General features: G+C 73.9%; 18 protein-coding genes. 8 read left to right on the top strand and 10 right to left on the bottom strand.

The genetic code is table 11. The features are described from left to right. Positions 1-155 precede the first annotated feature (155 nt). Both ACGF0J_RS03950 and cydB read left to right on the top strand, forming a co-directional pair. Complete coding sequence (locus tag ACGF0J_RS03950; protein ID WP_393141936.1) at positions 156-1,499, top strand: cytochrome ubiquinol oxidase subunit I; 1,344 nt, start codon at positions 156-158, stop codon at positions 1,497-1,499. 10 nt (positions 1,500-1,509) lie between these two features. Beyond that, the gene (gene cydB / locus ACGF0J_RS03945; RefSeq protein ID WP_393141935.1) at positions 1,510-2,511 is read left to right on the top strand and encodes a cytochrome d ubiquinol oxidase subunit II; all 1,002 of its coding nucleotides are present in this window, start codon (positions 1,510-1,512) and stop codon (positions 2,509-2,511) included. Between the two features lie 74 nt (positions 2,512-2,585). On the opposite strand, the gene ACGF0J_RS03940 is transcribed toward cydB, so the two are convergent. From ACGF0J_RS03940 to ACGF0J_RS03895, 10 genes are all read right to left on the bottom strand, one after another. Next, the gene (locus ACGF0J_RS03940; RefSeq protein WP_393141934.1) at positions 2,586-3,014 is read right to left on the bottom strand and encodes a hypothetical protein; all 429 of its coding nucleotides are present in this window, start codon (positions 3,012-3,014) and stop codon (positions 2,586-2,588) included. A 104-nt stretch (positions 3,015-3,118) separates the two neighbouring features. Then, entirely contained in the window at positions 3,119-4,177 is a 1,059-nt protein-coding gene (locus tag ACGF0J_RS03935; RefSeq protein ID WP_393141933.1) for a leucine-rich repeat domain-containing protein, read from the bottom strand. Between the two features lie 30 nt (positions 4,178-4,207). Next, positions 4,208-6,571, bottom strand: a complete 2,364-nt coding sequence (gene cutA / locus ACGF0J_RS03930; RefSeq protein ID WP_393141932.1) for an aerobic carbon-monoxide dehydrogenase large subunit — start codon at positions 6,569-6,571, stop codon at positions 4,208-4,210. Beyond that, a complete protein-coding gene (locus tag ACGF0J_RS03925; RefSeq protein WP_393141931.1) occupies positions 6,568-7,047 on the bottom strand; it encodes a (2Fe-2S)-binding protein in 480 nt (159 codons plus the stop codon). Before ACGF0J_RS03925 ends, cutA begins: the two co-directional genes overlap by 4 nt. An 8-nt stretch (positions 7,048-7,055) precedes the next feature. Then, positions 7,056-7,973, bottom strand: coding sequence for an FAD binding domain-containing protein (locus ACGF0J_RS03920; protein ID WP_393141930.1), 918 nt, complete (start codon positions 7,971-7,973; stop codon positions 7,056-7,058). Further along, a complete protein-coding gene (locus ACGF0J_RS03915; protein WP_393141929.1) occupies positions 7,970-9,349 on the bottom strand; it encodes a uracil-xanthine permease family protein in 1,380 nt (459 codons plus the stop codon). The genes ACGF0J_RS03920 and ACGF0J_RS03915 overlap by 4 nt, the downstream gene beginning before the upstream one ends. A 193-nt stretch (positions 9,350-9,542) precedes the next feature. Further along, positions 9,543-9,932 carry an NYN domain-containing protein gene (locus ACGF0J_RS03910; RefSeq protein ID WP_393141928.1) on the bottom strand — a complete coding sequence of 130 codons (390 nt, stop codon included), beginning with the start codon at positions 9,930-9,932 and terminating at the stop codon, positions 9,543-9,545. A gap of 1 nt (position 9,933) precedes the next feature. Then, on the bottom strand, positions 9,934-10,158 hold the full coding sequence (locus ACGF0J_RS03905) for a hypothetical protein (protein WP_393141927.1): 225 nt from the start codon (positions 10,156-10,158) through the stop codon (positions 9,934-9,936). Positions 10,159-10,313: 155 nt separating this feature from the next. Continuing rightward, positions 10,314-10,517 carry an RNA-binding S4 domain-containing protein gene (locus ACGF0J_RS03900; protein ID WP_393141926.1) on the bottom strand — a complete coding sequence of 68 codons (204 nt, stop codon included), beginning with the start codon at positions 10,515-10,517 and terminating at the stop codon, positions 10,314-10,316. A gap of 45 nt (positions 10,518-10,562) precedes the next feature. After that, positions 10,563-12,221 (bottom strand): PucR family transcriptional regulator, encoded by a 1,659-nt coding sequence (locus ACGF0J_RS03895; RefSeq protein WP_393141925.1) that lies wholly within the window; start codon positions 12,219-12,221, stop codon positions 10,563-10,565. Between the two features lie 131 nt (positions 12,222-12,352). On the opposite strand from ACGF0J_RS03895, the gene ACGF0J_RS03890 reads away from it, so the two are divergent. From ACGF0J_RS03890 to ACGF0J_RS03865, 6 genes are all read left to right on the top strand, one after another. Next, the gene (locus ACGF0J_RS03890; RefSeq protein ID WP_393141924.1) at positions 12,353-13,204 is read left to right on the top strand and encodes a DUF2877 domain-containing protein; all 852 of its coding nucleotides are present in this window, start codon (positions 12,353-12,355) and stop codon (positions 13,202-13,204) included. A 95-nt stretch (positions 13,205-13,299) separates the two neighbouring features. Next, positions 13,300-14,739: an FdrA family protein gene (locus tag ACGF0J_RS03885; RefSeq protein ID WP_393141923.1), complete on the top strand. Its 1,440-nt coding sequence runs from the start codon at positions 13,300-13,302 to the stop codon at positions 14,737-14,739. Further along, entirely contained in the window at positions 14,736-16,130 is a 1,395-nt protein-coding gene (locus ACGF0J_RS03880; RefSeq protein ID WP_393141922.1) for a DUF1116 domain-containing protein, read from the top strand. Before ACGF0J_RS03885 ends, ACGF0J_RS03880 begins: the two co-directional genes overlap by 4 nt. A gap of 143 nt (positions 16,131-16,273) precedes the next feature. Further along, positions 16,274-18,550, top strand: coding sequence for a protein kinase (locus ACGF0J_RS03875; protein ID WP_393141921.1), 2,277 nt, complete (start codon positions 16,274-16,276; stop codon positions 18,548-18,550). A gap of 47 nt (positions 18,551-18,597) precedes the next feature. After that, positions 18,598-19,413 (top strand): MOSC domain-containing protein, encoded by an 816-nt coding sequence (locus ACGF0J_RS03870; protein WP_393141920.1) that lies wholly within the window; start codon positions 18,598-18,600, stop codon positions 19,411-19,413. A 76-nt stretch (positions 19,414-19,489) separates the two neighbouring features. After that, on the top strand, positions 19,490-20,758 hold the full coding sequence (locus ACGF0J_RS03865) for an MFS transporter (protein WP_393141919.1): 1,269 nt from the start codon (positions 19,490-19,492) through the stop codon (positions 20,756-20,758). The last annotated feature ends 58 nt before the right edge of the window (positions 20,759-20,816 follow it).

Below are 20,816 nucleotides of genomic sequence, written 5' to 3'. Positions count from 1 at the left end.
CGCCGCGCCGACCTCGTACGACATGCTCGGCGGGCAGGGGGGAGCGCGCTGTGACGAAGATCTCCGCGATCCCCACGACGATGCTCTACGTCCTGTAGTACTACTGGACGTAGGCGCTCTACGACTTGTAGAGCGTCCGAGCCGGCGAGGGGAAAATGGACGCACTCGACCTAGCGCGGTGGCAGTTCGGCGTGACCACCGTCTACCACTTTCTGTTCGTGCCGCTGACGATCGGCCTCGGCGTCTTCGTGGCGGGGCTGCAGACGGCCTGGCACCGGACCGGCAAGGAGCACTACCTCCGGCTGACCAAGTTCTTCGGCAAGCTCTTCCTGATCAACTTCGCCATGGGCGTGGTGACGGGCATCGTGCAGGAGTTCCAGTTCGGGATGAACTGGAGCGAGTACTCCACCTTCGTGGGCGACGTGTTCGGCGCGCCGCTGGCGCTGGAGGCGCTGCTGGCGTTCTTCATGGAGTCCACCTTCCTCGGCCTGTGGATCTTCGGCTGGGACCGGCTGCCGAAGCGCGTGCATCTGGCGTGCATCTGGGCCGCCGCGATCGGGTCCAACCTCTCGGCGTACTTCATCCTCGCGGCCAACGCCTGGATGAAGCACCCGGTGGGCTACGAGGTCGTGGACGGCCGGGCCCGGATGACCGACCTGTGGGCGGTGCTGACCAACTCCACCGCGCTGGCCCAGGTGCCGCACGTGATCGGGGCGGCGTTCATCGTGGCGGGCGGCTTCGTGCTCGCGGTGAGCGGCTACTGGCTGCTGCGCACCAGGGCTGCCATGTGGCGCGGCGCGGCACGCGCGGCGCTGGTGATGACCGCCGTCGCAGGAGTGGTCGTCGCGGGCAGCGGCGACATCTCCGGCAAGCTCGCCTACGAACAGCAGCCGATGAAGCTGGCCGCCGCCGAGGGGCTGGAGCGCGACACGGCGGGCGCCGGGTTCACGATCGTGCCCGGCGTCGAGATCCCCGAGCTGCTCAGCTTCCTGTCCACCGGCGACCCCGACGCCGTCGTCCAGGGCACCGAGGACATCCAGCGCCGCTACGAGGAGCGGTTCGGCCCCGGCGACTACCGGCCCGACCCGGTCGTGGTCTTCTGGTCCTACCGCGTGATGATCGGTTTCGGGCTCGCCACGGTGGGGCTGTCCGTGCTCGGGCTGTGGCTGACGCGCCGCCGCCGGGCGATGCCGCCCTGGCTGGCCAGGCTGTTCGTGCTCGCGCTGCCGCTGCCGCTGCTCGCGGTGACCGCGGGCTGGCTGCTCAGCGAGATCGGCCGCCAGCCGTGGACGGTCACCGGCGAGCTGCTCACCGCCGCCAGCGTCTCCCCCGGGGTGAGCCTGACTGAGGTCGCCGTCTCACTGACGATCTTCACGCTCCTGTACGGCGCGCTGGCGGTGGCCGAAGTCGTACTCCTGACCAGGCACGTGCGCAAGGGCCCCGAGGAGTCCGAGCCGGCGCCCGTGGCCGAGAAGCTCGAACCGTCGCTGATGTATTGAGGTGTGGACAGTGATCGACCTGTGGTTCGGCATCATCGCCTTCCTGTGGACCGGCTACTTCGTGCTGGAAGGCTTCGACTTCGGCGTCGGGCTGCTGTCCCCGTTCGTCAGCCGCGACGGTGACGAGCAGCGGCAGAGCCTGCAGACGATCGGACCGGTCTGGGACGGCAACGAGGTGTGGCTGATCACCGCGGTCGGCGCGATGTTCGCCGCCTTCCCCGCCTGGTACGCCGGCGTGTTCAGCACCTTCTACCTGCCCGTGGTGCTCGTGCTGGTGGGCCTCATCATGCGGGGCGTCGGCCTGGAGTGGCGCGGCAAGGTCGCCGACCCCGGCTGGTGCGACCTCGGCATCGTGGTGGGCAGCGCGCTGCCGGCGTTCCTGTGGGGCGCGGTCTTCGCCAACCTGGTGCTCGGCTCGGCGCTCGCGGCCGTCGTGGGCGGGCTGTTCACGCTGGCGCTGTGCGTGCTGCACGGCGCGGTGTTCCTGGCGCTGCGCACCGACGGCCCCGTACGGCGGCGGGCCCGGGTGGCGGCGCTCGCCGCCGGCGCGGTGACGCTGCCGCTCGCCGTGGTCGCGCTGTCCGGCCTCGCCTTCGGCCGCGCGGGTCGCGCCGGTGACGCGGGTGGCGTGGGTGGCATGAGTGGCCTGAGTGGCGCGGTGGAGGCCGGCGCGGCGTTCGACGCGCGGTCGGTCCCCGCGCTGGCGGCCGTGGGCGCGCTGGCGGCGGCCGTGGCCCTGATCTGGCGGCGGCGCGAGGGGTGGGCGTTCGCCGCCACGGCGACGGCCATCGCGCTGACCTCGGTGTCGGTCTTCACCGCGCTGCGGGTCGCGCCGCTGCCCGGCCTCACCCTCGCCGAGGCGGCCTCCGGCCCCTACACGATGACCATGCTCACCTGGATCGGGCTGATCGCGCTGCCGTTCGTCCTGCTCTACCAGGGGTGGACGTACTGGGTGTTCAGGAAGCGCGTGGGGGTGACCCGGCAGCCGGCCCCCCAGCCGGCCGCCTACTGAGGGCCGGACGACCGCCCCGCAGGCCTGGCCCGCAGAACTTGCCCGCGGGCCTGGCCCGCGGGCCAGGCCGTAGGTCAGTAGCCGCCGGCGGGCCGGGACGGCTGCGGCGACTTGGTCCGGTGGTCGTTGAGGTGCAGGTCGCCGTTGAGCGGCCCCTTGAGCGCCCGCAGCACCTCAAGCTTGGACAGCACGGTCCACCGGTAGCCCACCAGGTGGGGGTTGTACTCGGGCGCCCGGTCCATCCAGACGTCCTTGTCCTTCTCCGACACGAAGGTGTTGACGAAGAACTCGCCGTGCTCGGTCTTGCAGTACCCCGTCCGGATGTCCTCGGCGTCGACCTGGATGCGGGGCTTGCATCCCACCTTGGCGGAGAGCTCCTCGACGCTGAACACCCGCAGCTCGGTGGGGTCCGGGATGGGCTGGTCCGCGCCGCCCGCGACGGGCGCGCCGCCGGTCCCGGCGCCGCCGCCGCCCGGCGAACAGGCGGCGACGAGTCCGACCAAGAGCGCAGAAGCGGCCAGACGTGCAAATGTCGTCATGTGCCGAGATACGCAGCCCTTTCGGGGCCGGTTCACCCCGATTCACATCTGGACGGCACAGCCTCGATTCACATCAGGACGGCACAACCTCGGTCCCGCAGCCGCCGCAGCGGCTCGTGATCGCCGTCGAGCTTGTTCCAGCGCAGGTCGAGCTTGGCCAGCGCGGGCAGGTCGGCCAGTTCGGCGGGCAGCTCGCGCAGCCAGTTGTTGCGCAGGTCCAGGTGGGCGAGCCGGGTGAGCCGGGCCATCCCGGCGGGCAGCGCGCCGAGGAGGTTGTCACGCAGGTCGAGGTGACGCAGCTCGCCGAGCCGCGTCAGCTCCGGCGGCAGAGCGGTCAGCCGGTTGCCGCGCAGGTGCAGCTCGCGCAGCCGGCCCAGGTCGCCGAGAGAGCGGGGCAGCTCCGCCAGCCGGTTGCCGGCGAGCCGCAGCTCCGTCAACGCCGCCATCGCGCCCAGCGAGGCGGGCAGGCGGGTGAGCCGGTTGGCGTCCAGCCCCAGGTAGGCCAGCCGGTCCAGCCTGCCGAGCGTCTCCGGGACGTCGGTGAAGGCGTTGTCGCCCAGGTAGAGGTAGTCGGTGAGGGGGAGATCGCCCAGCTCCGGCGGGATGACGGTGAGCCGGTTGTGGGCGAGGTCCAGCATCCGCAGCGCCGTCAGCCGGCAGACGGCCGGCGGGACCTCGGTGAGCAGGTTCTCCGCCAGGTTGAGCGACTCCAGGCCGGTCAGCTCCCCGAGCGAGTCCGGGACCCCGGTCAGCCGGTTGCCACCGAGCGACAGGTGCCGCAGCCCGTGGGCGAGCCGGTCGGGCGGCAGCTCGGCCACGGCGTTGCCGTACAGGAAGAGCGTGTGGAGCCCCGGCGGGCAGGCGGGCACCTCGGTCAGCCGGTTGCCGTCGAGATGGAGGGCGCGCAGCGCGGTCAGGCCCGTCAGGTCGGGCAGGGCGGCCAGCCGGTTGCCGTCGAGCCGCAGCTCGATCAGTGACGGCAGGTCGCCGAACCACGGCGGCAGCTCGGCCAGGTCGTTCCACGCCAGGTCGATCAGCCGCACCCCGGCGAGGCCGCCCGCCGTGCCGGGGACCCGCGTCAGCCCCCGGCCGGGCGCGCGCAGCTCACCTTCGCCACCCGTCGTCACGACGCCGATCATGCCAGCCCGCCGGCACGGTCACGTGGCCGGGTGACGCCTCCTCAGGTCGAACAGCTCCGACGGCGAGATCGGCATGCGGTCGATCGGGATGCCCTCCGCGTCCTCGACGGCCGACGCCACCACGGCCGACACCGGGATGACCCCGGCCTCGCCGGCGCCCTTGATCCCGAGGGGGTTGAGCGGCGACGGCGTCTCCAGGTGGGCGGTCTCCACGCGCGGGATCTCGGTGGCGTACGGCATGAGGAAGTCCATGAAGGAGGCGTTGACGAGCTGCCCGTCCTCGTCGTAGACCAGCCGCTCGTACAGGGCGCCGGCGACGCCCTGCGCGACGCCGCCGTGGATCTGCCCTTCGACGATCATCGGGTTGATCAGCCTGCCGCAGTCGTGCACGACCGCGTAACGGACGATGCGCACCTCGGCGGTGAGCGGGTCGGTCTCCACGATCGCCGCGTGCATGCCGGCGGCGAACGTGGACCTGATCGGCGAGTAGTAGTCACGCCCCTCCAGTCCCGGCTCGTCGCCCTCGGCCACGGGCGGCCGGTCGGGCGCGGCGGGCGCGGCGAACTGGGTGGCCTTGACCGCCTCGTCGTCGAAGGCGTAGCGCAGCGGGTTGGCCAGCACCGCGACCGTGGACAGCGGGATCCCGGCCGACGGCGTGCCCGCCACGCGCACCAGCCCGCCGTCGAGCTCCAGGTCCGCCGGGTCCGCCTCCAGCGCGTCGGCGGCGATGCGCAGCGCCTTCTCCCGCACCTTGCGGCAGGCCAGCGCGATCGCGTTGCCGCTCATCACGGCCGCGCGCGAGGCGAACGTGCCGACCGCGTAGCCGAAGCGGCGCGTGTCCCCGGTGACCACCGAGACCCGGTCGATGGGCACACCCAGCTCGGTCGCGGCGATCTGCGCGAACACGGTCTCGTGGCCCTGCCCCTGCGAGGTCAGGCCGGTCGAGACGTGCACCCGCCCGTCGGAGGTGACCATGACGTGGCCGCCCTCGTAAGGACCGACGCCGGTGCCCTCGACGTAGCAGCCGATGCCGATCCCCCGGCCGGGCCGCCGCTCGAAGTCGTCCCAGCCGATCAGCTCCTTGACCATGCGAAGCATCTCCGGGTAGTCGCCGCTGTCGTAGATCAGCGGCCGGCCGTCCTGGAACGTCATCCCCTGGTCGTACGGGAACTCGTGCGGCTCGATGAGGTTGACCCGGCGCACCTCGGTGCGGTCGCGGCCGAGATGGCGGGCGATCTTGTCCATGGTCCGCTCCATGCAGAACACGCCCTGCGGCCGCCCGGCCCCCCGGTACGGCGTGACCTGCACGGTGTTGGTGTAGATCGAGCTGAACTCCACCCGGTAGGCGCCGATCCGGTACGGGCCGAGGAGCTGGGTCGAGGTGACGATCGGCACGATGATCCCGTACGGCGTGTACGCCCCGTGGTCGTGCAGGATCGTCACGTCGAGCCCGAGCACCCGCCCCTCGTCGTCGAAGCCCACCTCGACGTGCTGCACCTGGCCGCGTTCGTGGGCGGAGGAGACGAAATGCTCACGCCGGTCCTCGGTCCACTTGATCTCCCGGCCGAGCAGCATCGCCGCCCACGGCACCAGGATCTCCTCCGGCCACGGATGGACGATCTTGACGCCGAACCCGCCGCCCACGTCGGGGGCGATCACCTCCACGTGCGGCAGCGGCAGGCCGAGCGCGGCGGCCACGGCCATGCGGACGCTGGTCGAGGTCTGGGTGCTGGAGTAGACGCGCAGGTCGGTGCCGTCCCACCGGGCGTACACGCCGCGCCCCTCCAGCGGCATGCCGGCGCTGCGCTCGATGTCGAGCCGGAACGCCAGCCGGTGCGGCGCGGCGGCGACGGCCTCGCGGGCGCTCGCGCCGCTCGCGGCCGGCACCTCCTGCACGAGGTGGGCGCCCACGTTGCCCGGCACGTCCTCGTGCACCAGGCGCTCGCCGTGGGCCGCCTCCTCCAGCCCGGCGACCGGCTCGCGCAGCTCGTAGTCCACCTCGATCAGCGCGCAGGCGTCCTCGGCGAGGTAGCGGTCGGCGGCCACCACCATGACGACCGGCTCGCCGACGTGCCGCACCACCTCGCGGGCCAGCGGGTGGGCGGTGCGGCCGTGGGTGAGCGCCGGGTGCGGGATGAGCAGCGGCAGCGGGCGGCCCACCCGTTCGGGCAGGTCCTCCCAGGTGTAGACGGCTACCAGGCCGTCCACGTCGAGCGCGGCGGAGACGTCGATGTCGAGGATGCGGGCGTGCGCGTGCGGCGAGCGCACGAACGCCACCGCCAGCGCCCCGGCCCCCAGGTCGTCGAGGTAGCGGCCGCGCCCGGTGAGGAGCCTGCCGTCCTCCCGGCGGCGCACCGGCTCGCCGAACAGCCGCGTGCTCACGTTCCCTCCTCCGCCAGCAGTTCGGCGGCCCGGCGCACGGCCTTGGCGATGTTCTGGTAGCCGGTGCAGCGGCACAGGTTGCCGGAGATGCCCTCCAGCACCTCCTGGTCGGTCGGCGCGGGGTTCTCGCGCAGCAACGCGGTCACCGTGCACAGGAAACCGGGCGTGCAGAAGCCGCACTGCAGCGCGTGGCACTCGGCGAACGCCCGCTGCACCGGCGACATCCCGTCCGGCCCGGCCAGTCCCTCCACCGTGGTGATCTCCCGCCCGTCCACGGTCACCGCGAACGTCAGGCAGGAGCGGACCGGCTCGCCGTCCAGCAGGACCGTGCAGCAGCCGCACACGCCGTGCTCGCAGCCGACGTGCGTGCCGGTCAGGCCCAGGTCGTGGCGCAGGCAGTCGGACAGCAGCCGCCGCGCGGGCAGCCGCGCCCGCCGCGCGACGCCGTTCACCACGAGCGTGATCTCGTGCTCCACGTCCCTCCTCATCCCGTTCGCCCCTCGGCGGCCGCCCTGACAGCCGCCCGGGCGGCCTCGTCGAGCGCCTGCCCGGTCAGGACCCCGACGAGGTGCAGCCGGTAGGCGGCGCTCGCGTGCACGTCGCCCTCCGGCTCGGTCGCCTCCCGCACGGCCCCCACGGCCGCCGCCCACCCCGCCGGGTCCGCCGCCCGGCCCGCTCGGTCCGCCGGGTGACCGGCCGGGTCCGCCGCCCGGCCCGCGCAGGCCCCGGTGACGTCGACCATGACCGGCACCGGCCCGACCCCGACGCACGCCACCCGCGCGGCGGCGACGCGCCGGTCCTCGTCCAGCGTCACCACGGCGCACACCCCGGCCAGCGCGTAGTCACCGTGCCGCCGGGCCACCTCGCGGAACGCCGTGCCGGACCGCGGCGGCAGCGCCGGGAAGAACGCCGACACGGCCAGCTCACCGGGCCGCACGGCGGACTCCATGGGGCCGAGGAAGAACTCCCGCGCCGGGACGTCCCGCTCGCCCGCCCCGTGGCGCGCCAGCCGTACGGACCCGTCCAGGACGGCGAGCACGGCGGGCAGCTCGGCGGCCGGGTCGGCGTGCACGAGGCTGCCCACCACGGTGCCGCGGTTGCGGATGACCGGGTGGGCGACCAGCCGCAGCGCCTGGCCGAGCAGCGGGTGGACGCCGGCGCGGGCCACCTCCGCGTGCCGGGCCAGCGCCCCCACCGTGACCCCGTCGGGGCGCGGCTCGACGACGGCGAGCGACGCCAGCCGGTTGATGTCCACCAGGTGCGCGGGCGCGGCGAGCCGCATGTTCAGCATGGGGATGAGGCTCTGGCCGCCGGCGAGCACCTTTCCGTCCACCCCGGCGAGAGTCTCCAAGGCCTCGCCGAGGTCCCGGGGCGCGTGGTAGGCGAACGGCGGCGGCTTCACCCGGTCGCTTCCCCCCCGGTCGCCTCCCTGCCCGCCGGCACGGGCCCCGGCCGGCCGGCGATGGCGCGCAGCAGGTGGTACCCGCCCACCACCACGATGGTGCCGAGCGCGATGCCCTCCAGCCGGAAGTCGCCGCTGATCAGGTGTTTCACCGGTCCGATCGCCAGGATGACGCCCGCCCCGATCGGGACCATGTTGACGGGGTCGGCGAAGTCGACCCTGTTCTCGATCCAGATCTTGGCGCCCAGGAGGCCGATCATGCCGTACAGGATGACCGTGACGCCGCCCAGCACGCCCGACGGCGTGGCGGAGACGAGCGCGCCGAACTTCGGGCTCAGCCCGAACAGGATCGCGATGACGCCCGCGATGTAGTAGGCGGCGGTGGAGTAGACCTTGGTGGCGGCCATGACGCCGATGTTCTCGGCGTAGGTGGTGGTGGGCGAGCCGCCGACCGCGCTGGTGACCACGGTGGCGACGCCGTCGGCGGCGATGGCGCGGCCCACGTAGGGGTCCACGTCGGTGCGGGTCATCTCGCCGACGGCCTTGACGTGACCGATGTTCTCGGCGATCAGCGCGATGAGCGCGGGCAGCACGAGCAGCACGGCCGACGCCCGGAAGTCGGGCAGGTGGAAGTCCGGCAGCCCCACCCAGGGGGCGTCGGCGACCTTGCCGAGGTCCACCCGGAAGTGCGCCGGGATGTTCAGGGCGCCGTCGCTGTAGGCGGGCACCTGCCCGAGGACGCGGTCGGCCGCCCACGACAGGACGTAGCCGACGACCAGCCCGACGAGGATGCCGACCCGGCCGACGAACCCCTTGAACGCCACCACGACGACGAACGTGACGAGCATCGTGACCAGCGCCATCCACTGGTCCTGCGGCCAGTAGACGTCGGCCACCACGTACGCCAGCCCGAACCCGATCAGCATGACCACGGCCCCGGTCACCACGGGCGGGAAGATCCGGTGGATGATCTGCACCCCGAGCAGGTGCACGGCCAGCCCCGCGAGCGCCAGCACCAGCCCGGCGACCAGGATGGCCCCGGTGACGATGGCGTCGACCCCGGCCGTGTCACCGCCGAACAGGGCCCGGATGGCCAGCACCCCGCCCACGAACGAGGCGCTCGTGCCCAGGTAGCTCGGCACCTTGCCCTTGACCATCAGCAGGAACAGGATCGTGGCGACCCCCGACATCATGATCGCCACATTCGGGTCCAGTCCCATGACCAGCGGGAAGACGAACGTGGCGCCGAACATCGCCACCACGTGCTGCGCCCCGAACCCCACCATGCGCGGCCAGGTCAGCCGCTCGTCAGGTCTGACCACCTCACCGGGAGCCAGATGCTTGCCGTCACCGTGCTTGGTCCAGCCGAAACCCATGAGACCCCTCTTCAACCGGGCCGTCGGTCAGGTGGCCGCCCCGCAGGCTCCTCCGCGGCGGTTCTTCCCGTTGCGGGCACATTAGGCCCGCCGGCGCTGTGCTACACGGGCATGATCTGCCAAATTCCCCTCTTTCACCAGCATTCCCCTCACTCACGCCACCGCACCTGCGATCGCGCGGCCGGTCCGGCGGTCAGTTCCAGTACGGCGGCCGGTGGTACACCGCCCCGTCCCGCCCGCGCACGACCCCGGGAAGCTGGGCCCCCCGGATGACGGCCGGCCCTAGCGGAAACCACGCGTCGCTGCAGCGTCGCAGGCCGTCAGCACTCTTTCCGGGCGGGAAGACGGACACCACCCGGGTCTTGGCGCCGCGTCCGGCGTCGATCTCCCGGACCACCTCGACGGCAGCGCACAGATCGGAGTCGGCGGAGATCAGCAGCACGACGTCGACCCGTCCGAGGGCGACATCGGCCACCATGGCGCTCGCGATCGCCACGTCGGTCTTCTTCTCCTCGTACGACCGCCATGTGGCCCCACACCGCCGGCACTGCTTGACCTGCTCCTGAAACCTGCCGAGGACCACTTCAGTGCCGCTGCCGGGCCACCGCCTCAGGCTGCGCCCGCACCAGCGCGGTGAAGTAGGCGACGTGCTCGAGTCTCTGCCCCGGTCGCAGCAGCCTCCTGGCCACCGCCCCGAGGTCGAGCCAGAGGTCGCGCCGACGGCTCAGCGATCTCAGACCGTGGTAGAGGTTGAAGCCGTCGACGTAGACGCCGACCCTCGCCGTTTCTCCGATGGACTTGTCACCCATGGCAATCCGCCCCTAACATGGAGTCATCAACGCCCGGGGCTACGTTCCCGGGCTCTACGACCCTCGGGCAACCGGGGGTCGTTTCTTTTGCTCGCATGGGGACGATAGTCAACAGCGAGTAATGATGTGATGACTTTTCGTGAAAGGTGTTCGGGTCAGACGACGCGGATGGCGAAGCCCTCACCGGTGACGAGCTGCCCCGACCGGATCTTGCAGGTCTTGCGCAGCTCCACCTCGCCGTCGACGAGGACCATCCCCTCGGCGATGAGCAGCTTGGCCATCCCCCCGGTCTCGGTGACGCCGCAGTACTTCAGCAGGTCGCACAGCGGGATGTAGTCGGAGCGCAGTTCGAAGTCCACCGCACCAAGGCTAGAGGACCCGCGACGCCGGGCGGCTCGGCCCCGTCAGATGCCGCGCATGCGGAGCACGTGCAGGGCGAGGGTCAGGTTGAGACGCAGGTGGGGGTCGTCGGTGAACCGGCCGAGCAGGCGTTCCAGCTTGCCGATGCGGTAGCGCAGCGTGTTGTAGTGGAAGTGCAGCCGCCGGGCCGTCTCGGCCACGTTGAGGTTGGTCTCCAGCAGCACTTGGAGGGTCCGCCGCAGGTCGGCGTGCTCGGCGTCGTCGTCGGAGGCCAGCGGGCCGAGGGTCTCGCGGACGAAGGCGTGCAGTTCCTCGGTGTCGTTCACCAGCGACAGCAGCCGGTAGACGCCGAGCTGGTCGAAGTGGGCGACCGCGCCCGGCCCGTGGAGCTGGCGGCCGACACGCGCCGCCTTGAGCGCCTGCGCGTACGCGTCGGGCAGCGCGTCGGGCAGCGCGTCGGCGCCCGGGCAGGGCCGCGAGGTCCCGGTGGAGAACGTGACGGGCGTCGCCTCGGTGAAGGCGGAGGCGGCGTCCCTGGCCAGCCGGGCCGTGTCGGCCGCCGCCCCGACGACGGCCACCACCTCGTGGGAGTAGCCGGCTACCGCGCCGTGCGGGTCGTGCCTGCGGACGGCCGCGGTCCAGCCTGTGACGAGGCGGTCCTGGGCGCTGCGTTCGTCGCCGTCGGGGTCGAGCTCGGCGACGAGGACGGTGACGGGCCGTTCGAGGTCCCAGCCGAACGCCCTGGCCCGGGTGGCGACCCGTTCGGCGCCGCCGGCGCGGCCGGTGAGCACGTCGCGCAGGAAGTCGGCCCGGTACTTGCTCTCGACGGCGTTGACCGCCTCCTGGCGGGTGACGACCAGCGCGGCGACGGTGGCAGCGCGCTCCAGGATGCCGATGTCGCTGTCGCGGATCGAGCCCGACGGGCTGTAGGCGACGATCCGGCCGTGGTGGTGCCCGGCCGCGACGACCGGCACCGCCACGAAGGTCCGCCCCCGGCCCGCCGGGGGCTCACGGCGGGCCGGCGTCGTGCCCGCCCGCCCGCCGCAGTGCGCGGTCGCGGCCGGGCCCTCGCGGCGGATCGACTCCCGCAGGACCGTCACGTGGTCGGGCGGCCCCGCCGCGGCCCGGACCCGCCCGCCGCCGTCCACCGCCGCCACCGCCACGTCGAGCAGCCCGGCCACCCCTTCGGTGACCTCGTCCAGCCCACCGCCGGCCAGCACCACCTGCACCAGCGCCCGGTGCGCCTCCTCGGCCCGGGCCAGCACGGCGGCCTGCCGGTTGAGGATGTCGGTGAGCACCTGGTTGAGTATGTCGTCGAAGCCGACGTCGTTCGGCAGCAGGATGAGCGGGAACCCGAGCCGGTCGGCCTGCTCCACCATCTCACCGGGCAACTCGTCGACGTAGCGGCCGAGCTTGATGGCCAGCGCGGCGAGGCCTCGCTCGTCCAGGTCGGCCACCAGCCGGCCGAGTGACTGCGGGGTGTTGCGCAGCGGGTAGCCGGTGGTCAGCAGCAGCTCGTGCGGCTTGACCCAGGCCAGGATGTCGGGCACCTCCATGACGTTGAGCCGCTGCACGACGCGGCCCAGCCCGCTCTCCCCCGCGATCAGCCGGGCCTGGGCGAGGGTGGACACGCCGAGCACCTCCCCCACGGACACGCCGTGGATGATCGTGCCCGTACTGGCCAGGCGGACGGGGGGTTCCATGGGGTCGATTGTGACCCCGGAAGCGGTCTGTCAGGAAGAGCCAACCTTCTGGCGCACTGTTGGCAAATTTCTCCGTACGGAGGGTTGACGGGGCGTTCTACGGTCAGGTCCAGGCGCGACGAGGAGGTCCGGTGACCGTCGGTACCCATGCGCGGCGGCCGCGCACCCACGTGACCGGCGCCGCGAGCGCGGCCGTGCGGCCGGTGCTGGAGGCGCCGCGGCGGCCCGCGCGGGTGCTGGCGGCGTTCCCGGCCGGCGTGTATCTGGAGGTGCGGACGGACCTGGAGCCTTCGGTGATCGCCGTGATCACGGGCGAGGCGACCCGGCTGCCGAACTCGGTCTTGCTCGCCGGTGACCTGCCGCACGTCGCGGTCGGCGACGACGCGGTCGTGGGCGACGGCGTGATCCGCCTGGGACGGCTGAGCCTGCACGCCCGCCGCTGGTGGGACCCCGCCCCGCCGCTCGGCCGGGTCGATCCGGCGCGGCTGCGCGAGGCGCTGCCCCGCCTCGGCACCGGCACGCCGGGACTGGCCGGTGACGAGGCGGTGGAGCTGCTGGCGGCGAGCTGCGCGAGCGGCCACCTGCTGGGCGTGCTGACGGCCGCCGAACGGCTGATGGGTCTCGGCCCGGGGCTTACTCCGAGCGGGGACGACGTGCTGGCGGGACTGCTGGTGACGTTGCGCGGGCTCGGCGCGGCAGCGGGCGCGGGGCGGGCGGTGCGGCTGGCCGGCTGGCTGGCGGCGACCGTCGCGTTCGACGCCCGTACCCGGACGACGCCCATCTCGGCGGCGCTCCTGCACTGCGCGGCGCGCGGCGAGGCGTGCCCCGAGGTGGTCGAGGTGCTGCGCGGCCTGGCGGGGCTGCGGCCGCTGGAGCCGGCGGCGCGCCGGCTGCGCCGACTCGGCCACACCTCCGGCTCGGACCTGGCCCAGGGCATCGCCATCGGCGTGGCCGCGGTCCTGTCCCTGGGCCTCGCAGGATGAGCCCCGTACCGCCGGACGGACCCGTACCGCCGGACAGCTCCGTGCCGCCGGACGAGCCCGTGCCGCCGGGCCGGGCCGTACGGGAGGGCGTTGCGATGACACCCGCGGACATGGTCCTGGTGCGGCCAGGCGTCTATCACGACTCGGTGGCGCTCATGCGGGTGAGCCGGTCGATGCGGGACTTGCCGGGCGTGGCGGTGGCCGTCGTCGCGATGGCGACGGAGCTCAACCTGGCGCTGGCCCGCGATCTCGGCTTCGAGCTGCCCGCGGCCGGCCCCGGCGACCTGCTGGTCGCTCTGCGCGGTGGTGATCTGGAGGGCGCCGCCGAGGAGCTGGACCGCCGTCTGACGCTCCTGTCGGGCGCGCGCGCCCGGGAGGCCGGTGAGCAGCCGCCGCTCACCACCCGCTCGGCGGCGCGGCGGCCGGCGGACCTGGCGCTGGTGTCGGTGCCCGGCGAGCACGCCTTCGCCGAGGCGCTGGACGCGGTGCTGGCGGGGCTCGACGTGATGGTGTTCAGCGACGGCGTGCCCGTCGGCCGGGAGGTGCTGCTGAAGCGGCTGGCCGAGGAGCGGGGCGTGCTCGTCATGGGCCCCGACTGCGGCACCGCCGTGATCGCCGGAGTGGGTCTCGGCTTCGCCAACGTGCTGCGGCCCGGCCCCGTCGGCGTGGTCGCCGCGTCCGGCACCGGGGCGCAGCAGGTGACCTCGCTGCTCGACCTGGCCGGCACCGGGACCGGCCACGTCCTGGGGGTCGGCGGGCGCGACCTGTCGGCCGAGGTGGGCGGGCTGTCGACGCTGCGCGCCCTGCGCATGCTGGACGACGACCCTGCCACCGAGCTGATCGTGCTCGTCTCCAAGCCGCCCGACCCGTCCGTGGCCGGGGCCGTGCGCGAGGTGGTGGCCGGCCTGGGCACACCGGTGGTGACCGCGTTCGCCGGGGAGCGCGACCTGACGGCGGCGGCGGAGGAGGCGCTGCGCGCGCTCGGCTGTCCCGTCCCGGCCTGGCCGCGCTGGCCGGCCCGGCCGCGACCGGAGCACCGGAACGAACCGCCGGAGCGCCCCGACGGACCACCGGGGCGCCCGGACGGACCGCCGCGCGCGGGCCGGGAGGGATCGCGGCCGGAGGGGCGTCGCGGCGGGAGGCTGCTCGGCGTCTACTCGGGCGGCACGCTGTGCACGGAGGCCCGGCTGATCGCGGGGCGGGGCGAGTTCACCGACTACGGCGACGACGCCTACACCCGGGGCCGCGCCCACCCGATGATCGACCCCACCCTGCGGCTGGAGGCCCTCGCCCGCGCCGAACCCGGGGACGTGGTGCTGCTCGACGTGGTCCTCGGCCACGTGGCCGACCCCGACCCGGCCGCCGCCCTCGCGCCCGCCCTCGCCCGCTGTCCCGCGACGGCCGTCGTCGCACTGGTCGGCACCGAGGGCGACCCGCAGGGGCTGCACCGGCAGGCGGAGGCGCTGGCGCGGGCTGGGGCCACGGTGTTCGCCTCCAACGCCCAGGCCGCCCGGTACGCGAAGGACCTGCCATGACGCTGCTCTCCGGCCCGCCCCACGTGATCACGACCGGCGCGGGGCTGCTGCGTGAGTCGCTCGCCGCCCAGGCCGTCACGACGACGCCGGTGGACTGGCGGCCGCCGCTGCCCGGCACGGCGCAGGCGCTGGCGCGGGTGCTGGCCGATCCACGGCTGCCAGCCGCCAACGCGCGGGCCGTCGCCCGGCTGACCTCCGCCCGGCCCGTGCTGTCGGCCGTGCGGCGGGCGTCGGAGGTGCTCGATCTGGGTGGGATGACGTTCCTGCACGCCGGGCCGCCGATCACCTGGGAGCGGGCGTCGGGGCCGCTGCGCGGCGCGCTGATCGGCGCGATGCTGCTGGAGGGGTACGCGCACGACGAGGGGGAGGCCGAGCGGATGCTGGCCGGCGGCCGGGTGCGGCTGGAGCCGTGCCACCACCGCGGGGCGGTCGGGCCGATGGCGGGCGTGGTCGCCCCGTCCATGTGGATGTTCGAGGTGCGCGACGCCGAGCACGGCGGGGTGGCGTACTGCTCGCTCAACGAGGGATTGGGCAAGGTGCTGCGGTACGGCGCGTACGGGCCGGAGGTGCTGGAGCGGCTGGGCTGGATGGACCGCGTCCTCGGCCCGGTCCTGTCGGCCGCGGTCGAGCTGGCCGGTCCGATCGACCTGCGCAGCCTGATCGCGCAGGCCCTGCAGATGGGTGACGAGCTGCACAACCGCAACCGCGCCGCCACCTCGCTGCTGCTGCGCGAGCTGGCCCCGGCCGTGGTCGACGCCGCGCCGCGGGACGCCGCGGAGGTGCTGCGGTTCGTCGGCGGCAACGACCACTTCTTCCTCAACGCGGCCATGGCCGCCGGCAAGGTGGCGACGGACGCGGCTCGCGGCGTCCCCGGCTCGTCGATGGTGGTGGCCATGGCGCGCAACGGCACGGACTTCGGGGTGCAGGTGTCGGGGCTGGGCGAGCGGTGGTTCACCGGGCCCGCGGGGGTGCCGGACGGGCTCTATCTCGGCGCGTACGGGCCGGCGGACGCCAATCCGGACATCGGTGACTCCACGATCACGGAGACGTCGGGGCTGGGCGGGTTCGCGATGGCGGCGGCTCCGGCGATCGTGCGTTTCGTGGGCGGTGAGGTGGCGGACGCGGTGGCGGCGACGCGGTCCATGTACGAGATCACGCTGGGCGAGCATCCGGCGTACCAGATACCGGGGCTCGGATTCCGTGGCGCACCCGTCGGGATCGACGTCACGCTGGTCGCCCGGACGGGCGTGTTGCCCGTGGTCAACACCGGGATCGCGGGGCGCGTGGCGGGCACCGGGCAGGTGGGCGCCGGCCTGGTCGAACCGCCGGTGGAAGCGTTTACAGCGGCATTGCTGGCGCTCTCCGAAACAGCGAATGATCCCATTTATTAACGATATTTCCGCAGGTCAAGGCAGTTGTCAGGAGTGGTCGGCTTCCGTACCCGAATAGCATGCCTATATCGTGTCGAACCTCATAATCGGGAAGTATGGCGCGAAGACGCATGTGACCGACGAGGCTGGAGATGGGGGCGGACATGGCAGCCGACCGCGTGCTCAGCGGGCCCGGCGCGGGAGGGAACGCGGCGCAGAGCCCGGCGGCCGGCACCGGGCGCCTGATCGGCCGGCGCTACCGGCTGATGTCGCCGGTCGGCCGGGGCGGCATGGGCATGGTGTGGCACGCGCACGACGTGCTGCTCGACCGGGCCGTCGCGGTCAAGGAGCTGATCCTGCCGTTCGGGCTCGACCACGCGGGCAAGCAGGTCGCCCACCGGCGCATGCTGCGCGAGGCCAGGTCGGCCGCGCGGCTGACGCACCCCGGCATCGTCACCGTGCACGACGTGGTCGAGGAGGACGGCCGCCCGTGGATCGTCATGGAGCTGGTCCGCGCCTGGTCCCTTGAGCAGGCCGTACGGCAGAGCGGCCCGCTGCCCGTCCTGCAGGCGGCCGAGATCGGCATCCGGGTGCTGGACGCGCTCCGGCACGCGCACGCCGCCGGCATCCTGCACCGCGACGTCAAACCGGGCAACGTGCTGCTCACCTCCGACCGGGTGGTGCTGACCGACTTCGGCATCGCCGCGATCGAGGGCGACGTCACCATCACCCAGACCGGGCTGCTCATGGGGTCGCCCGCGTACGTGCCGCCGGAACGGCTGTCCGGTCAGCCGATCACCCAGGCGGCCGACCTGTGGTCGTTCGGCGCGACGCTGTACGCCGCCGTGGAGGGGCGGCCGCCGTACGAGGGGCCCGACGCGATCGCGGTGCTCGGCGCGGTGCTGACGCAGGAGCCGATCCGGCCCGAACGCGCGGGCGGGCTGCTGCCGGTGATCGAGGGGCTGCTGCGCAAGAACCCGGCCGAACGGCTGACCGCCGAGCAGGTCGGCGACGCCCTCGAACGGGTGCTGCTCGCCCACGGCTCCGCGCGGCCGCGCGCGGCCGACGCCCCGCCGCCGGCGACGCGGCCGGATGCGTCGGCGTCCATGCCGCTGCCGCCGCTGGAGCCGCCGTCCGGGCCGCTGCCGTCGCGGATCGTGGAGACGCCGTCCGGGCCGGTGCGGGTGCCGTACGACCCGCTGGAGAGCCAGACGGACGGGTACCCGGGCCTCACCGGGGCCGCCGCCGACCAGCCCGCGGCGCCGTTCGACGCGTTCGCGAGCACGTCGGGGCCGCTGCGCCTGCCCGGACAGTCCGACGACCCGCTCGGACGGCAGGAGCCCGGTCCCGCACCGTCGCCGGACCACGCCTCCGGCGCGTACCCCTCGCACGGGGCCACGGCGGGATACCTGGCACACGACCTCGGCTCCGGCGCGCACCGGTCACCCGAGCAGCCCTCCGGCGGGTACCCGTCCCGCGAGCACGGCTCCGGCGGCTACCCGTCGCAGGACCTCCCCTCCGGCGGGCACCCGTCACGCCAGCCCGGCTCCGGCGCGTACCCGTCGCAGGACCTCCCCTCCGGCCCGCAGGCGCTGCTGGAGCAGCCCGCCGGGGTCGGCGGCGGCGCGCCGGCGCCTATCCTGCCGCTGACCACCGGCAGCCGCTCCGCGCTGTGGCCGCTTCCCTCGGACGAGGACCTGCGCAACCACTCGCGCGACCTGTCCCGCGAGGTCTCCGGCGGCCGCCTGACCGCCCTGCCCCCGGCCGGCGACCGTCCGGCCAAGGGCAGGCGCAGGCCCGGGGAGCGGGGCAACGGCTGGGTGCGCGCCGGCCGGCCCACCACGCGGCCCACCGTGCGGCTGGCCCTGACCGCCGTCGCCGCCGCGGGCGCCGTCACCGCGGCCGCGCTCTGGTTCGCCTCGTCCGGCGGCGGCGACCCCGCCCCGCCCGCCGCCGCCCCCTCGGCCGACGCCGGCACCGCGGCCCGGCCGCTGCAGGCGGCGGCCGTCCCGGACGGGTACGAGGAGCACGCCGCGGCCGGCTTCACGGCGGCGGTCCCGAAGGGCTGGAAGGCCGCGATCTCCGGGGACGAGGCCACCTTCACCGGGCCGAAGGACTCCGGGGTGCGCTTCCGCGTCCAGCAGGCCACGCCGCAGGCCGACGGCGGCCTGGCCGAGCTGACCAGCGCCGAGGCGGCCGGCGGCGTCGAGAGCTACATCCAGGTACGGCTGCAGGCGACGCAGTTCCGCACGTGGAAGGCGGCCGACTGGGAGTACACCTACACCCGCTCCAACGGCGTCCCGATGCACGCCCTGACCCGCTACGTCACCGTGGACGACGGCACCGCCTTCACGATCACGTTCGACATGCCGGAGCTGGTCTGGGACGACCAGGCGGGGGCGCGCAAGGTCTTCCTCGACACCTTCCGCCAGACCACGTGACGGGGGCCGCAGTCCCCGGCCGGGACCGGTGGGGTACGGTCGGCCCCATGAGGCTGGCCAGTATCCACCGTTATCCGGTCAAGTCCACCAGCGGTCACGCGCTCGCGCGGGCCGAGGTGGAGCCCTGGGGCCTGGCCGGCGACCGGCGCTACCTCGTGGTGGACCAGGACGGCGCCATGCTGACCGCGCGCACGTTTCCCCGGCTGCTGGCCTGCGTGCCGGAGCTGGACGGCGACGCCCTCGTCCTCACCGGCCCGCACATGCCGCCGCTGCGGGTGGTCCCCGCCGCCGCCCGCACGACGGTGCGGGTGTGGCGGAACGACGTCGAGCTCACCGACTGCGGCGACGACGCCGCCGCGTGGCTGTCCGCCCTGCTCGACCGGCCCACCCGGCTGATGTGGCTGGACGACCCCACCCGCCGGCCGGTGAACCCGGACTACGGGCGCGACGACGACCGCGTCAACCTCGCCGACGCCTGTCCGCTCCTGCTGACCACGACCGCCTCGCTGCGCCGGCTCGACGACTGGATGGCCGAGACCGCCGCCGAACGCGGCGAGGAGCGGCCCGCGCCGCTCGACATGCGGCGCTTCCGGCCGAACGTGGTGGTGGACGACGTGCCGACGCCGTTCGACGAGGACTCCTGGAAGCGGATCCGGATCGGCGCGGTGGACTTCCGGGTGGTCAAGGGCTGCGACCGGTGCGTCCTGCCGACGGTGGACCCCGTGACGCGCGTGTCCGGCAAGGAGCCGACCCGCACCCTGGCCCGGCATCGCAGGTGGGACGGCAAGGTGTGGTTCGGCGTCAACCTGATCCCCGACGGGCGCGGCACGATCGCCCAGGGGGATCGGGTCACCGTCCTCTGACCGCGTCCGGCGGGCGCATCGGGAAAGCCGCCCGTCCTCTTTGGGGGGATCTCGCGGCTTATGCGAGACTTCACGGGTGACCAGCGCCCCCACCCAACCCGCTGTCTCCTCCCACGACAACCGCATCCGAAGCGTCCAGCGCCGCACCCTGGCCGTGCTGTCGGCCACGCAGATCGTCGGCGGTGTCGGGGTCGCGGTGGGACTGGCGCTCAGCTCGGTCGTGGTGGACGAGCTGTCGGGATCCACGGTCATCAGCGGGTTCGCGGGCACCGCCACCGTGCTCGGCGCGGCGCTGCTGGCACTGCCCACGGCCAAGGCGGCCGGGCGGGGCGGCCGCCGGATGGGCCTGGCGCTGGCGTACGCGGCGGCGCTGCTGGGCTGCGCCCTGTCCGTCGCCGCCATCACCATCCGCAACTGGCCGCTGCTGCTGGCCGGGCTGGTGCTGGTGGGCGGCGGCAGCGCCGGCAACCTGGCGGCCCGCTACTCGGCCACCGACCTGTCACCGCGGGGGCACGCCGGCCGGCACCTGTCGCTGGTCGTGTGGGCGGCCACCGTCGGCTCCGTCGCCGGGCCCAACCTGGCACGACCCGCCGACCAGATCGGCATGGACGCGGGCCTGGTGGAGAAGGCGGGGCCGTTCGCGTTCGCCGCGCTGGCGTTCGCGCTCGCGCTGCTGATCATCATGGTCGGGCTCCGGCCCGACCCGCTCAAGCTGGCGCGCGAGCGCGACGGCGCGGCGCCCGTGCCGGCGACCGGTCGCAGGACCGTTCGGCGGGCCTGGCGGACGCTGCGGGACACGCCGATGGCCCGCAGGGCGCTCGTCATGATCGCTGTCAGCCACACCGCGATGGTGTCGGTCATGTCGATGACGCCGGTCAAGCTCCACCACGACGGCTCCAACCTGGACGTCATCGGCCTCGTGATCAGCCTGCACATCGCCGGCATGTACGTCATGTCGCCGGTGGTGGGCTGGCTGGCCGACAAGGCGGGGACGGTGCCGGTGCTGCTGGGCGGCATGGCCCTGCTGCTCGGCGCGGCGGTCCTGGCGGGCACGGCCGGTCACAGCGTCTGGCAGGTCACCACGGCGCTGGTGCTGCTGGGACTCGGCTGGTCCTGCGGGCTGGTGGCCGGGTCGGCGCTCGTCAGTGAGTCGGTGGCGGTCGAGGGGCGGACGGCCGTGCAGGGGCTGTCGGACCTGCTGATGAACATCTGCGGGGCCACCGGCACGGTCGCCGCGGGCGCGATCGTGGACCGCCTCTCGTACGGCACGCTCGGCCTGGTGGTCGGCGTGATGGTGGCCGTGGCCGGGCTCTGGCTCGCCGCCACGCACCGCCGCACCGCCTGATCCCGGGCCCGCGGTCCGGCGGGGAAAACGGGATGCGGACCGACGAACCGGATTCGTA

The sequence above is a fragment of the Nonomuraea sp. NPDC047897 genome (assembly GCF_043204415.1).
In the GTDB taxonomy this organism is placed as follows: domain Bacteria; phylum Actinomycetota; class Actinomycetes; order Streptosporangiales; family Streptosporangiaceae; genus Nonomuraea.
Note: the sequence above shows the minus strand (reverse complement) of the source record. Positions and strands in the feature narration are given on the sequence as shown.

What these genes read in the sequence shown, in the direction of transcription:
- ACGF0J_RS03885 (WP_393141923.1), top strand. Translation starts at nt 13,300, where the DNA reads ATGACACCCGCGGACATGGTCCTGGTGCGGCCAGGCGTCTATCACGAC.
- ACGF0J_RS03880 (WP_393141922.1), top strand. Translation starts at nt 14,736, where the DNA reads ATGACGCTGCTCTCCGGCCCGCCCCACGTGATCACGACCGGCGCGGGG.
- ACGF0J_RS03895 (WP_393141925.1), bottom strand. Translation starts at nt 12,221, where the DNA reads ATGGAACCCCCCGTCCGCCTGGCCAGTACGGGCACGATCATCCACGGC.
- ACGF0J_RS03905 (WP_393141927.1), bottom strand. Translation starts at nt 10,158, where the DNA reads ATGGGTGACAAGTCCATCGGAGAAACGGCGAGGGTCGGCGTCTACGTC.
- ACGF0J_RS03915 (WP_393141929.1), bottom strand. Translation starts at nt 9,349, where the DNA reads ATGGGTTTCGGCTGGACCAAGCACGGTGACGGCAAGCATCTGGCTCCC.
- ACGF0J_RS03870 (WP_393141920.1), top strand. Translation starts at nt 18,598, where the DNA reads ATGAGGCTGGCCAGTATCCACCGTTATCCGGTCAAGTCCACCAGCGGT.
- ACGF0J_RS03950 (WP_393141936.1), top strand. Translation starts at nt 156, where the DNA reads ATGGACGCACTCGACCTAGCGCGGTGGCAGTTCGGCGTGACCACCGTC.
- ACGF0J_RS03875 (WP_393141921.1), top strand. Translation starts at nt 16,274, where the DNA reads ATGGCAGCCGACCGCGTGCTCAGCGGGCCCGGCGCGGGAGGGAACGCG.